A 12,507-nucleotide genomic window follows, 5' to 3' on the forward strand; every position below is an offset into this window, starting at 1 on the left:
GTTCACGGCATACGCGCGAGAAGCTCTGCGTGCGGCATGGAAAACCACGCGTCGGGATGATCTCCCCACTCGCGCCAGCCCGTGGCCATGGCCCGTACCTGCTCGGCGGAGATGCCATGTTGAGCTGCTTGTTGAACGAACGTCGCGCCGAGTACGCGGTTGGCCTGACCGTTTCCCCACCACGCGCATTCTTCCGCAGTGGCGTAGGTCCAGACCGAGGTGCTGAAGACAGCGTGAGGGATGCCTGCCGCCCGAGACCAGGCGCGCATTCGACGCCCAGCGCCAGGCTCGCCCCCGTTCGCTCGTGCGATGCGGCTGTACACCGAACGCCAACCGTCGATTTCTCTGATTTCGGGATACCAGGTCATCGCGGCATAGTCAGCGTCGCGCGCTGCGATCCACCCGCCCGGACGACAGACTCGCATCATTTCGCGGAGAGCGCCGACCGGGTCCATCAGGTGCTGCAGCACCTGATGGGCGTGCACGACGTCGAACGACGCATCCGGATAAGGGAGATGCATGGCGTCTCCTTGTTCGAAGCGAGTGGTGTGATCGCCTCGCGCGGCGGCGGTCAATCGGGCGCTCGTCAGAGGCTCCTCAACTCTCTCCAGTCCCGTCACGACGCCAGGAGCGACGATCTCGGCGAGGTCGAGCGTGATCGTTCCCGGTCCGCATCCAACGTCGAGGACGGCCATTCCGGATGAGAGATGCGGGATCAGGTAAGCCGCCGAATTCGCCGCTGTGCGCGCTCCATGTGAAGCGAGCACTGCCCGGGCGTGGCCATGGGTATACCGTCCCGCCGGCTCCCCCGTCATCACTGAGGTGTTCATGGACGAAGCCTATCGACACCATGACCCGGGCTCGGCGAGAACTCGGCGCGGGCTCGTGCGCCGAACGTGTCAGACTTCGACGCCGAGCAAGGCGTGAATGGCGCGCCGGGCCAGTTCTGAATCGGTCACACCGCTGTGTGCTGCCGCATCGATGACGGACAGCGCCTCCGGGGTGTCGAGATCGTTCCGCAATGCCGTACGCAACTCCGACAGCACCTCGGTGCCTTCCCTGGCGCCAGCGGAGTCGGCAGCGAACCCGTCGATCCAGGTGCGGAGTCGATCCTGTGCATCGCTGAGCACGGACGCCGTCCATTCCCAGTCCGACCGGTAGTGGTGGGCAAGAATCGCCAGTCGGATTGCCCGAGGGTCAACGTTATCCGCGATCAGACGGGAAACCAGAACCAGGTTCCCGAGCGACTTGGACATTTTCTCGCCCTCGTACGCGACCAGGCCAGCGTGGCTGTAGACCCGGGCAAGGGGGTGGCCGCTGAGTGCGGCAGCGTGACCGGCGCTGAGCTCATGGTGCGGGAACACAAGGTCGGAGCCGCCGCCCTGGACGGTGAAATCCGTTCCGAGTTCCATGAGCGCGATTACCGAACACTCAATGTGCCAGCCCGGTCGACCACGGCCAACACTGGACGGCCAGCTGGGTTCATCCTCTCGAGCCGCACGCCAGAGCAGTGGGTCCAACCGGTCGCGCTTGCCTGCGCGGTCGGGGTCTCCCCCGCGTTCGGTGAAGAATCGCAGCATGGTATCGGCGTCGTAGTTGCTGACCTCGCCGAGCGACCACGGCCCGAGCGTCGCCGCCTGGGCACTGTCGAAGTAGATGTCATCGCCGACGGATGAGTCGGGGGTGGGCACGGAATAGGCGGCGCCAGCAACGAGGAGCCTGCGCACTGCTTCGGCGATCTCGTCGAGGACCTCGGTGACCGCAACATAGTTTTCGGGAGGGAGGATGCTGAGGGCCTCCATGTCACCGCGGAAGAGCTCGACCTGGCTCTGTGCGAGGTCACGCCAGTCGACACCCGTCGCCGCTGCCCGCTCAAGTAGCGGGTCGTCGATGTCAGTGATGTTCTGTGCGTAGTGCACCTCGAGTCCGGCATCGAGCCACACCCGCTGCAGCGTGTCGTAAGCGAGGTACGTTGCCGCGTGCCCCATGTGCGTTGCGTCATACGGTGTGATTCCGCACACGTACAACCGTGCGATATCGCCGGTATGCGCCTCTACCAGGCCATCGGTCGCCGTGTCGTACAGGCACGGGGCAAGCGATTCGCCGGGAAGAGTAGGGACGAGAGGTCTATTCCATGCCTTCACTCGTCCAGCCTATGCCGGGTTTCTAGGCGTTGAGGACACCGGTGCCGACGAGCACAAAGATCACAATGCCGAGAAGGATCCTGTAAATCACGAACGGCATGAAGCTGCGCTTGGAGATGTAGCTCATGAAGAACTTGATCACGAAAATTGCGACGACGAACGCGACCACCGTGGCGATGAGCGTCTCACCCGGTCCGTAGATTTCTGGAATGCACCCCGTCGAGCCCTCAACACAGGGATCGGCAATGGACTTGTAGATCTGGAAGAAGCCACTGCCGAGGACCGCGGGAATGGCCAGCAGGAAGGCGTATCGGGCTGCTGCGGCACGCTCATAACCGAGGAACAGCCCCGCAGTGATGGTTCCGCCCGACCGTGAAACGCCCGGAATGAGCGCGAGCGCCTGCGCGAGTCCAAAAATGATGCCGTGGCGGTAGCCGAGGTTCTCGAGCTTGAGGTTCTTTCGCCCGATCCAGTCGGCGATTCCGAGCAGAATACCGAAGCCGATGAGCATCGACGCGGTGAACCAGAGAGACCGCAGCGTTGTTTCAATCTGATCCTGGAAGAGCAGACCCAGGATGACGATGGGGAGCGATCCCAGAATGATGAGCCACCCCATCCGGGCGTCAGGGTCATTCCGGGGAATCTTGCCCACAAGGGCGCGGCACCAGGCCCCGATGATCCGAACGATGTCTTTCCAGAACAGGATGACAACGGCCAGTTCGGTTCCGATCTGGGTAATCGCGGTGAAGCGGGCGCCCGGGTCTCCACCGGTGCCGAGGAACTCCCCGACGATGCGCAAATGTGCGCTCGATGAAACCGGGAGGAATTCGGTGAGCCCCTGCACGAGGCCGAGGATGATCGCGTTCAGAATGTCCACAGAGAGAAAAATCCTTGCCTGTTGTCAGTACGTGCGCAGCAAATCGGTCAAGACCCGCCTGCCAAAGACTAATGCGTCGAGCGGGACACGCTCGTCAACACCGTGGAACATGGCCGGGAAATCGAGTTCAGGCGGAAGCAGGAGCGGTGCGAAGCCGTACCCGGTGATCCCCAGTTTGGACAACGCTTTGTTGTCGGTTCCGGCGCTGAGCAGGTACGGCAGAACCTCCGCACCCGGGTCATGCGTGGCCAGGGTGGAGATCACGGCATCGATGAGTGGGCCTGAGAAGTCGTTCTCCAGGCCCACATCACGATGCATGACCTCAATTTCGATGTCCGGACCAACGAGCTCTTGAACGGCGGCGAGAACAGCATCTTCTTCGCCGGGAAGCGAACGGATGTCGACAAGCGCCTCGGCCGTGTCTGGCACGACGTTGTGCTTGTAACCGGCGGTCAACACCGTGGGGTTGGTGGTCGTGCGCAGCGAGGCTTGAATGAACCCTGATGCCGTTCCGGTGGCGAGGGCAAGTTCGTCAGGCCCAACCTTCTGCGAGTCGACGCCGAGGATCCGGGCCACCTCATCGAGCAGTGCTGTCGTTGTGTTGGTCAGGCGGATCGGCCAGTCCTGGCGACCGACGGCCGCAACTGCTTCGGCCAGGCGGGTGATGGCGTTGTCACGAACGACGCGTGACCCGTGGGCGGCGGGGCCTCGAGCAATCAGCTTGACCCACAACAGCGCCTTCTCGCCCGTCTGCACAAGGTAGGCGCGTTTCCCGCCGAGGGTGATTGAATATCCACCGACTTCGCTGATCGCTTCGGTCGCCCCTGCGAAGAGGTCAGGGCGTGTGTCGACGAGGTAGTGCGATCCGAGCACCCCTCCGTTCTCTTCGTCCGCGAAGAACGCGAGGATGAGGTCACGGGCGGGCCTCTCGCCGCTGCGGAGGATGTCGGCAACGGCCGTGAGGATCATGGCGTCCATGTTCTTCATGTCCACCGCTCCCCTGCCCCAGAGCATGCCGTCTGCGATGACGCCGCCGAAGGGATCCACGGTCCAGTTGCGGGGGTCTGCGGGGACCACGTCGAGGTGCCCGTGGACGACGAGGGCACCGCGGGAGCTGTCCCGCCCAGCGACGCGTGCGATGACACTCGTGCGCCCCGGCTCCGAGTCGATGAGCTCCGGCTCGAGTCCCAATCCACGCAGGTAGGCGGCGACATATTCGGCCGCAACGGTCTCGCCTTTGGACGTGCCGCCACCGTAGTTCGTGGTGTCCATCCGGATCAGGTCCCGCGCCAGCCGCACCGTCTCGTCGAGTTCGGTGTCTGTGTCGGTCGAGCCCGGCACCTGGTCAGGGGTATGTGCGTCGAAATCCATGTTCCAACGCTATCGGTGTCGACAGTGCCGGCGTGTGTTCATCCGCGTCCGAAAACCGTGCTAGAGTTTTCTCTCGGCGGGCTGCTCCGGTAGCCAGCCAAAGAAACAAAATAACAATGCGCGGGTGGCGGAAATGGCAGACGCGCTAGCTTGAGGTGCTAGTGCCCTTACGGGCGTGGGGGTTCAAGTCCCCCTTCGCGCACATTGTGAAGAACTGTGTTGAGACAGTAGAAGAGCCGGGCCCATCGGGTCCGGCTCTTCGCTTTTAACGCTCCTGCCGCCAGGTATGACCAACAGATATGACGAACGGATGCGTCCGGCTGGCGTTCGATGATGCCAGCCCGCGAAATCCGCCACGTTCGGCGAGCCGGTGCAGAAGGTGCCGCGCGTGCGGCGACCCGTGGGTCAGCGGCGACCGCTCATCTTTTTGCGCAGCCACTCGATCCGCGACTGCAACTGCGTAACGCTGGCTTGCTGCACAGCCGGGCCACCGCAGATCCGGCGAAGCTCCGCGTGTACGAGCCCGTGCGGCTGGTTCGTGGACTTCGCGTACAGGCCGACGAGGCTGTTCAACAGGCTGCGCTGCTCCTTGAGCGTCCGGTACAGCGGAGGCGGCACATCGTCCGTCTTCTCGGCCGTCGCCGTGTCAGGGCCGGCGCTCCGAGTCGACTGACGCTTGGCCTGGCGCGCCTGTCGCTGCTTGAGCAGTTCATGTACCTGCTCAGGCTCGAGGAGCCCGGGCAGCCCAATGAAATCGAGTTCTTCTTCCGTGCCAGGCTCGGCCCACTGGCCAAACTCATCGCCGTCGTAGACCACACGGTCAAACGTGGCCGACGAGCTCATCGCTTCATACTTGAACTCGTCGCCCAGCGAGTCCGATCCCTTGGAGTCGCGGTTCGCCTCGGCGACCATCGCATCTTCCGGGTTCCACATGTCGCCCTCGCCGCTGCCGTCGCTCCTGCGGTCGAGGGCGTGGTCGCGTTCGAGTTCGAGCGCACCGGCAAGATTCATCAGGTTCGGTACGTCAGGCAGGAACACCGACGCTGTCTCACCGCGGCGGCGCGCCCGCACGAAGCGGCCGATCGCCTGCGCGAAGAACAGCGGGGTCGACGCGCTCGTTGCGTACACGCCGACAGCCAGTCGCGGAACATCGACGCCCTCAGACACCATCCGGACCGCGACCATCCAACGACTCGTTCCGGCGGAGAAGTCGTCGATGCGGTCTGACGCTTCCTTCTCGTCACTGAGCACGACGGTTGGCGCTTCCCCGGTGATTCCGTGCAGGATCTTGGCGTAGGCGCGGGCGGCGGTCTGGTCGGTGGCGATGACGAGTCCACCGGCGTCCGGAATGCTGTGGCGCATCTCACTGAGTCGGCGGTCGGCTGCCTGCAACACCTGCGGGATCCACTCCCCAGCCGGGTCAAGCGCCGTGCGCCAGGCCTGGGACGTGATGTCCTTCGTATTGCCCTCGCCGAGCCGGGCTTCCATTTCGTCGCCCGCGTTCGTGCGCCATCGCATGTGACCGGCGTAAACCATGAACATCACCGGACGCACAACGCCGTCGGCCAGGGCACGGCCGTATCCGTAGTTGTAGTCGGTGAGCGAGGTTCGGATGCCGTCCTTGTCCGGCAGGTAGCTCACGAACGGGATCGGTGCCGTGTCTGACCGGAAGGGGGTTCCGGTGAGCGAGAGTCGGCGCGTGGCCGGTTCAAACGCCTCACGAATGGCGTCACCCCAGCTGAGCGCGTCTCCGCCGTGGTGAACCTCATCGAGGATGACCAGGGTGCGATGCGACTCGGTGATCTCCCTGTGCAGTGCAGCTCGCACAGCGACCTGGGCGTACGTGACTGCCACGCCGTGATAATGACTGCCATAGCGACCGTCACTGTTCGAAAACATGGGGTCGAGACGGATGCCCGCGCGATGCGCGGCATCCGCCCACTGCCTCTTCAAATGTTCGGTGGGCGCAACAACGGTGATGCGATCGACGGTGCGGCGAGCGAGCAGCTCTGCAGCCAGTCGCAGAGCGAATGTCGTTTTTCCTGCCCCAGGCGTCGCGGCAGCAAGGAAATCTCGTGGTTCGTGCTCGAAGTACGCGGTGAGCGCTTCCTCTTGCCAGGCGCGCAGCTTAGAGACGGTTCCCCACGCGGCACGTTCCGGGAAGGTTGGCGACAGATGTTCGGCCGCACTGGTTCCGATTCGGATCCCTGAAACTGCGTCTACGGACTTAGCGATGCCCGATTCGAACTCTGTACTCACTGGCAACCAATCTACCCGACTCATCGCCGGTGAACGACCGAGAGCGAGGGGAAGCGAGCGAGTACGATGCTTCGAATGGACATTCACGCTTCGGAAGAAATCGCTGGCGGCGTCGAGCCGCCCCACCCATGGACGCGTTATGTGGCGATCGGCGATTCGTTCACCGAGGGCATCGGCGACCCCGAGCCAACCTTGCCTGACGGGCATCGTGGCTGGGCAGACCGGGTCGCTGAGGTGCTGGCCCAGGGCGTGGACGATTTTGCCTACGCCAACCTCGCTGTGCGCGGCAAACTGATCGCTCAAATCGGGGCGGATCAGGTCGAGCCAGCGCTTGAGCTGAAGCCAGACCTCATCACCATTTCGGCGGGAGGCAACGACGTGTTGCGTCCAGGAACCGACCCTGACGTGATCGCGCAGAAGATGGATGAGGTCCTGTCGCGACTGGCCGTCAGCGGAGCCACCATCGTGCTGTTTACGGGCGTCGACGTCGGGTTCTCGCCGGTGCTGCGGACGATTCGGGGGAAGGTCGCGATCTACAACGAGAACCTGCGTAAGGTCGCCGCGACGTACGACTGCATCGTGGCGGACCAGTGGGCGCTGACCGAGATTCAGAACCCGAGGATGTGGTCGAACGATCGGCTGCACCTCAACCCGCTCGGGCATCACACGGTGGCGCGCATGGTGCTCGATGCCCTTGCGGTGCCCAACGACCTGCAGCCGCAGAAACCCGAGCCCGTGCCGCAGTCGACCTGGCGGCAGGCGCGAACCGAAGATCTCGTCTGGGCTCGGCAGTACTTTGTACCGTGGGTGCTTCGACGGCTCCGTCACCAATCGTCTGGCGACTTCATTACGGCAAAACGACCACAGGCGGAGAAGTATTTGCGCGACGGCGAGATTCCGACCGGCAGCTGATCTCAGTCGGTGGGGTGAGTGATCCGCCAGCCGGTTCCGGCGTCGTCCAGTTCGCCGGAGAGCGCGAGGGGAACCTCGATGACCGAATCGGCCACGGTGAACGTTGCGGTGCCGACGTCGAGCCCCGCCTCCCCCGACACGAGCGGCTTCGCGGTGACGTCGACCGCGACAGTTTCATCCTGCCAGAGAAGAACGGATGCCGATTCAGTCGCGACGATCTCCGTGCTCGCGCCCCACGGTGTGGTGTATGTGCCGAAGGTGTCGCCCTCTGCGACGAGCGGAAATTCACGGAATCCAGCCTCGACGGTCGTGAGAAGGCGGAGGACAGACGAGTTCAGCGCGTTGTGGTTGGGGGCACCCAGGATGACGCCCACAACGGTGACCGTCTGGCCGCCTACCGGAAGCTCGGCGGCGAACAGTAGGCAGGCGCCCGCAACGCGCGTGGTTCCGGTCTTCAGGCCGATCACTCCGCCCTGGCCGAGCAGCTTGTTCGTGTTTGTGACGGGCCCGATCACGGGCAGGGTGGCGGACTGCTCGGCGACCACTTCGGAGAGGACCGGGTGGGCGAGGGCCATCTCGCCGATGCGAACGAGGTCGGCGGGGGTGGATCGACTGTTCTCGTTGAGTCCACTCGAGTCAGCCAAATGGGTCCCGGCCAGGCTGTTTTTCTCGAGCCAGGTCTTAGCCGCGGCGAGGAATTTGTCGACTGAGCCATACGCCCAGTTCGCCAGGGTGATGCTGTAGTTGTTGGCCGACGGAAGCATCATGGCTTCAAGCAGCTGACGTTCGGTGAAGACGGACCCAACGGCGACAGGAGCCGCCGACCCGCCTTCGGCGATGACTTCGGTGTAAATGCGCTGATCGGCGGCGGTGAGCGTCAGTTCGGGCCCAGATTCGCCGGCTCCAAGGGGCATCGAGTCGAGCACCACGAGTGCTGTCACCGTTTTCGTGATGCTCGCCATCGGCGTTGACTCCTGCGCACCTGTGCTGGACAACACGCCGTCGAAGCCGACCGCTCCAATCGCGCCGCTGCCGAAGGCCGGCCAGGCGATCTGCGTCTGCGTTTGGGTCAGGTTCTCGGTCGGCTCGAGCGTCGCTGCGGTCGCCGGGAGTGGACGCAGGATCGCGAACGCGAGGTAACCGATGATGGCCAGGAGAACGACGAGAACACCGAAGACAGTGAGCCTGCGCCGCAGGTACACCCGTCGGTCGGGCAACGGCTGACGGGATGAATACACGGGAGAACAGTCTATCCGCGAGCGGTCGGCATCCCCTCGGAGGCTCGCTGGTCACGCACGGCCCAGAGTGCAACGGCACTGGCTGACGCGACGTTGAGCGAGTCAACTCCGTGCTTCATGGGGATGATCACCGTGCTGTCTGCGGCGTCGAGAGCCTGCCTGCTGAGGCCGTCGCCTTCCGCACCGAGGGTCAGCGCCACTTTGGCCGGGAGGTTGGCGGCGAATTCGTCGAGGGTGATCGCGCGGTCGTCGAGGGCGAGGGCGGCGACGTGGAATCCCGCGTCATCGAGAATCCGACGGGCTTCGGGCCACTCAGGCATCCGGGTCCATGGCACCTGCAGAACCGTGCCCATGCTGACGCGAACACTGCGACGATAGAGCGGGTCTGCGCACCGTGGTGTGATGAGAACGGCGTCGGCACCGATACCAGCGACGGCACGGAAGATGGCACCAACGTTGGTGTGGTCAACGATGTCTTCCAGAATGACGATGCGGGTGGCATCCCGAATCAGATCGTCCATGCGAGCAAGTTCAGGGCGGTGCATTGCCGCCAGGGCGCCACGGTGCATGTGATATCCGGTGAGCGATTCGAGGGTGGCTGCGCTGCCAACGTAGACCGGAACGTCGGGAAAATCGGTGAGGAGCGGAGTGACATCCGCTATCCACTGTTCCTGGAGAAGGATGGAGCGAGGGACGTGGCCGGCGGCAAGCGCGCGGGCGATGACCTTGTGCGATTCGGCGATGTAGAGGCCGCCCGCCGGTTCGCTGACGCGGCGCAGGGCGACATCGGTCAGTCGGGCATAGTCTTGCAGGCCGTCGATGTCAAGGCTGTCGATTGGCACGAGGCGCACGGTGTGTCCTTCAGGTCTGTGGCGTAGGGTTTCCGAACCGGTAGATCGGCATGACGAAACAAACTCGACACGTGAGTTGTTTACGATCGTGACATGCGCGGGGTTCGGAGGTTCATATGACAACGCTCGCACGCACAACACCACAAACGTCCGATACCGATCGGCTGAATGCAGCCTACGCGCTCCTGTCCGGTCGCCGGTTCGCGGTACTCACCGGCGCTGGCCTGAGCACGGACTCGGGAATCCCCGACTATCGCGGTGAGGGCGCCCCCAAGCGGACCCCAATGACGGTCACCCAGTTTCTCCTCAACGACGCATCGAAGAAGCGGTATTGGGCGGGAAGTCACCTGGGCTGGGCGATGTTCGATGCGGCTCGGCCGAACGCTGGCCACCGCGTTCTGGCGACCCTGGAAGACGCGGGACTTGTCACCGGCGTTGTCACGCAGAACGTCGACGGGCTGCATGTGAGGGCCGGTTCGAAGCGGGTCGTTGACCTGCACGGGTCAATGGACCGGGTGAGTTGCCTGGTCTGCGGGCAGACGTTCGCCCGGGCGAGTATCGCAGCCCGGATCGACGCGGAGAACCCCTGGCTGTCGAAGCCGGAGGCCGTGACACTCAACCCGGATGGCGATGCCGAAATCGCACACGTCGACGACTTCGTCGCACCGGTCTGCTCGGTGTGTGGTGGGGCGTTGAAGCCGGATGTGGTCTTTTTCGGTGAGTTCGTGCCCCCTGAAAAATTTGCCGAGGCTCGGGACATCGTCTCCACAGCGGACGCCCTCGTCATCGCTGGTTCATCGCTCGTCGTGAATTCAGGCATCCGTCTTCTGGAACATGCCCGGAGAAACAAGCTGCCGATCATCATCATCAACCGCGGAGTGACGAAAGGTGATGGCCGCGCTGACGTCAAAATCGACGCCGGTGCCAGCGAGACGCTGACCGCGCTGGCCGACCGGTTGCTCGGCTAGCGCCGGTTACGAGGCAAGCAGCTGAGCTTCGAGCTGCGGGTCGAGCCCGACGGGCGGTCGATCGGGGCGCTGTGGTGCTGCTCCCCCGATGCTCTCGAGCCATGCCCAGGTGTCGCGAACTGTTTCTTCGATGGGGCGGATGCTGCACCCCGTGGCGATGGCTTGTGACACGTCGATGTTGAAGAGGGTGTCGTAGACCTCTCCCGGTGGCAGCCAGATTGGGAGTTGAGACCACGGTTCGATGCCCGCAGCAAGAATTTTCTGGGCTGGCACCCATTCGAGCGAGGCGTCTGACCCGGTCGCTTGAATGCATGCTGTGAGGAGCTCTTCCAGCGTCGCCGCCGACGGCGTGCTGATGGCGTTCACCGCGCCAGAGACCTTGGCTTCGGCTGCGCTCAGAGCCCAGGCCGCGAGATCGCGCGCGTCGATGTACTGGATCCCGGTGTCTGGCGTGCCGGGTGCGAGCATGCGACCGCCCGTGGCTGCGCGGAGCAGCCACCAGGGCAACCGCCCGATGTTCTCGTGTGGGCCGAGGATGAGCCCGGGGCGTGCGATGAGGGCTCTGTCGCCGAACACATCGGTCACCGCTCGCTCGGCGCCCGCTTTGGCTCGAGCGTAGTCATCGAAGGTGGGGTCATCCGGCGAGCTGTCCACCACGGTGGCGCTTTCGTCCGAGCCAGGGGCGGTCGGAAACTCGTAGACCGAGCTACTGGACACATACACGTATCTGTCTACTCGCCGAGCGAGAGCTGCGGCGGTATCTCGGACGACGGCGGGTGCCCAGGACCACGTGTCAGCGACGACGTCCCATTCGGACGATGACTGCGCGAGTGCGGTGATCCCTTCGGGAGTGGTGCGGTCACCAATCAGGCGCGCGGCCCCATGGACGCCAGGATGTCTGCCGCGGTTGAACGTTGTCACGTCCCACCCTTTGCGGAGGCCTTCCTCGACGATGGCTCGTCCAACGAACTCGGTCCCGCCTAAAACCAGAAGTCTCATTCGCCCATATAACCGCACGACCGAATGCTGAACCAGAGCATTTCACCTCCGGCGTAAACCTTCAGGATCGCTCATGGTGGTGCTTCAACTGGATCACTTCACGCGAGGATCATTAGAACGGTGCAACCTCCGGATTGAGCAAGTCTGCGCCTTGGTCGTCGAACGTGTCGTCGCTGTTGTGTTTGTTTTGTGTGAGTCGATCGGTCAGGCGCGAATAGGCGTCGTGTCCTCGTTTCTTCTCCTGCTCGGCGTCGGTCATTGTTTCACCGTTCGACGGTGAGTTCGCCGTTTCGCCGTTGGCCGGTTTGGCCGTGGCCACTGGCGGGATGGGTCCTCGGGCGGGGTTTTCGGGGTGGGTGAGGTATTCGCGGCCTTGAGGTGAGGTCCATTTCAGGGTGCCGTTGCCGAGTTGCTGAACCTGCCACCGGGTTTCGTGTTTCATTTTGTGGTGTTTCGGGCACAGGCTGGCGAGGTTGTCGATATCGGTGCAACCGCCGGTGCTGAATGGGTCGGTGTGGTCGATATCGCAGGTCACCGCCCTGCGGTTACAGCCCGGGAATCGGCAGTAGCCGTCTCGGTAGCGAAGGAATCGTCGCATCGCTGCTGATGGGGTGTATTTCGTGCTGCCGAGCGAGAGCACGACCCCGGTTTCGGGGTGGGTGAGCATCCGGTGAAACTCCGGTGCCTGGGCGGCAAGGTCACGAGCGGTTTGCGGGTCGATCGGCCCGTAACCGTCAAGATCCCCCGGCTCATCACTTCGGCCCAACAATGTGAGCACGGGAACGGTGACCATCACGGTCGGCACGATCTTCCGGAACGGCCGGACCGGGTCAACACCCGGACCGGCACACGACACCCGATACACCGTCGCCCCCGATGTCGCTAACA

General features: G+C 63.7%; 11 protein-coding genes and 1 tRNA gene. 3 read left to right on the forward strand and 9 right to left on the reverse strand.

Annotation, left to right across the window (positions count from 1 at the left end):
* Window positions 1-2: 2 nt before the first annotated feature.
* The 4 genes from L1277_RS14430 to L1277_RS14445 all read right to left on the reverse strand — a co-directional run bounded on the left by L1277_RS14430 (window position 3) and on the right by L1277_RS14445 (window position 4,392).
* The gene (locus tag L1277_RS14430; RefSeq protein WP_253377377.1) at window positions 3-830 is read right to left on the reverse strand and encodes a class I SAM-dependent methyltransferase; all 828 of its coding nucleotides are present in this window, start codon (window positions 828-830) and stop codon (window positions 3-5) included.
* A 69-nt stretch (window positions 831-899) separates the two neighbouring features.
* On the reverse strand, window positions 900-2,144 hold the full coding sequence (gene mshC, locus L1277_RS14435) for a cysteine--1-D-myo-inosityl 2-amino-2-deoxy-alpha-D-glucopyranoside ligase (protein ID WP_253377378.1): 1,245 nt from the start codon (window positions 2,142-2,144) through the stop codon (window positions 900-902).
* A 22-nt stretch (window positions 2,145-2,166) separates the two neighbouring features.
* Window positions 2,167-3,021, reverse strand: a complete 855-nt coding sequence (locus L1277_RS14440) for an undecaprenyl-diphosphate phosphatase (RefSeq protein ID WP_253377379.1) — start codon at window positions 3,019-3,021, stop codon at window positions 2,167-2,169.
* Between the two features lie 24 nt (window positions 3,022-3,045).
* Entirely contained in the window at window positions 3,046-4,392 is a 1,347-nt protein-coding gene (locus tag L1277_RS14445; protein ID WP_253377380.1) for a M20/M25/M40 family metallo-hydrolase, read from the reverse strand.
* Window positions 4,393-4,510: 118 nt separating this feature from the next.
* On the opposite strand from L1277_RS14445, the gene L1277_RS14450 reads away from it, so the two are divergent.
* Window positions 4,511-4,594 (forward strand) — tRNA-Leu (locus tag L1277_RS14450).
* A 203-nt stretch (window positions 4,595-4,797) separates the two neighbouring features.
* Here the strand turns inward: L1277_RS14450 and L1277_RS14455 are convergent.
* On the reverse strand, window positions 4,798-6,597 hold the full coding sequence (locus L1277_RS14455) for a DEAD/DEAH box helicase (RefSeq protein WP_253377418.1): 1,800 nt from the start codon (window positions 6,595-6,597) through the stop codon (window positions 4,798-4,800).
* Window positions 6,598-6,726: 129 nt separating this feature from the next.
* On the opposite strand from L1277_RS14455, the gene L1277_RS14460 reads away from it, so the two are divergent.
* Complete coding sequence (locus L1277_RS14460; protein ID WP_253377381.1) at window positions 6,727-7,563, forward strand: SGNH/GDSL hydrolase family protein; 837 nt, start codon at window positions 6,727-6,729, stop codon at window positions 7,561-7,563.
* Between the two features lie 2 nt (window positions 7,564-7,565).
* Here the strand turns inward: L1277_RS14460 and L1277_RS14465 are convergent, their stop codons facing one another.
* Together L1277_RS14465 and L1277_RS14470 are read right to left on the reverse strand one after the other, a co-directional pair.
* Window positions 7,566-8,801, reverse strand: a complete 1,236-nt coding sequence (locus L1277_RS14465) for a D-alanyl-D-alanine carboxypeptidase family protein (RefSeq protein WP_253377382.1) — start codon at window positions 8,799-8,801, stop codon at window positions 7,566-7,568.
* An 11-nt stretch (window positions 8,802-8,812) separates the two neighbouring features.
* On the reverse strand, window positions 8,813-9,652 hold the full coding sequence (locus L1277_RS14470) for an RNA methyltransferase (RefSeq protein ID WP_253377383.1): 840 nt from the start codon (window positions 9,650-9,652) through the stop codon (window positions 8,813-8,815).
* A gap of 116 nt (window positions 9,653-9,768) precedes the next feature.
* On the opposite strand from L1277_RS14470, the gene L1277_RS14475 reads away from it, so the two are divergent.
* On the forward strand, window positions 9,769-10,620 hold the full coding sequence (locus L1277_RS14475) for a Sir2 family NAD-dependent protein deacetylase (protein ID WP_253377385.1): 852 nt from the start codon (window positions 9,769-9,771) through the stop codon (window positions 10,618-10,620).
* Between the two features lie 6 nt (window positions 10,621-10,626).
* Here the strand turns inward: L1277_RS14475 and L1277_RS14480 are convergent, their stop codons facing one another.
* Both L1277_RS14480 and L1277_RS14485 read right to left on the reverse strand, forming a co-directional pair.
* Window positions 10,627-11,619 (reverse strand): NAD-dependent epimerase/dehydratase family protein, encoded by a 993-nt coding sequence (locus tag L1277_RS14480; RefSeq protein ID WP_253377387.1) that lies wholly within the window; start codon window positions 11,617-11,619, stop codon window positions 10,627-10,629.
* A 112-nt stretch (window positions 11,620-11,731) separates the two neighbouring features.
* On the reverse strand, window positions 11,732-12,507 hold a 776-nt coding region (locus tag L1277_RS14485), incomplete at its 5' end, for an HNH endonuclease signature motif containing protein (protein WP_253377389.1).

Source organism: Okibacterium sp. HSC-33S16 (assembly GCF_024171565.1).
Lineage (GTDB): Bacteria > Actinomycetota > Actinomycetes > Actinomycetales > Microbacteriaceae > Mycetocola_A.

Bases quoted from the DNA above. Each gene is read 5' to 3' on its own strand.
- L1277_RS14430 (WP_253377377.1), bottom strand. From the start codon at position 830: ATGAACACCTCAGTGATGACGGGGGAGCCGGCGGGACGGTATACCCAT.
- L1277_RS14460 (WP_253377381.1), top strand. From the start codon at position 6,727: ATGGACATTCACGCTTCGGAAGAAATCGCTGGCGGCGTCGAGCCGCCC.
- L1277_RS14480 (WP_253377387.1), bottom strand. From the start codon at position 11,619: ATGAGACTTCTGGTTTTAGGCGGGACCGAGTTCGTTGGACGAGCCATC.
- L1277_RS14445 (WP_253377380.1), bottom strand. From the start codon at position 4,392: ATGGATTTCGACGCACATACCCCTGACCAGGTGCCGGGCTCGACCGAC.
- L1277_RS14475 (WP_253377385.1), top strand. From the start codon at position 9,769: ATGACAACGCTCGCACGCACAACACCACAAACGTCCGATACCGATCGG.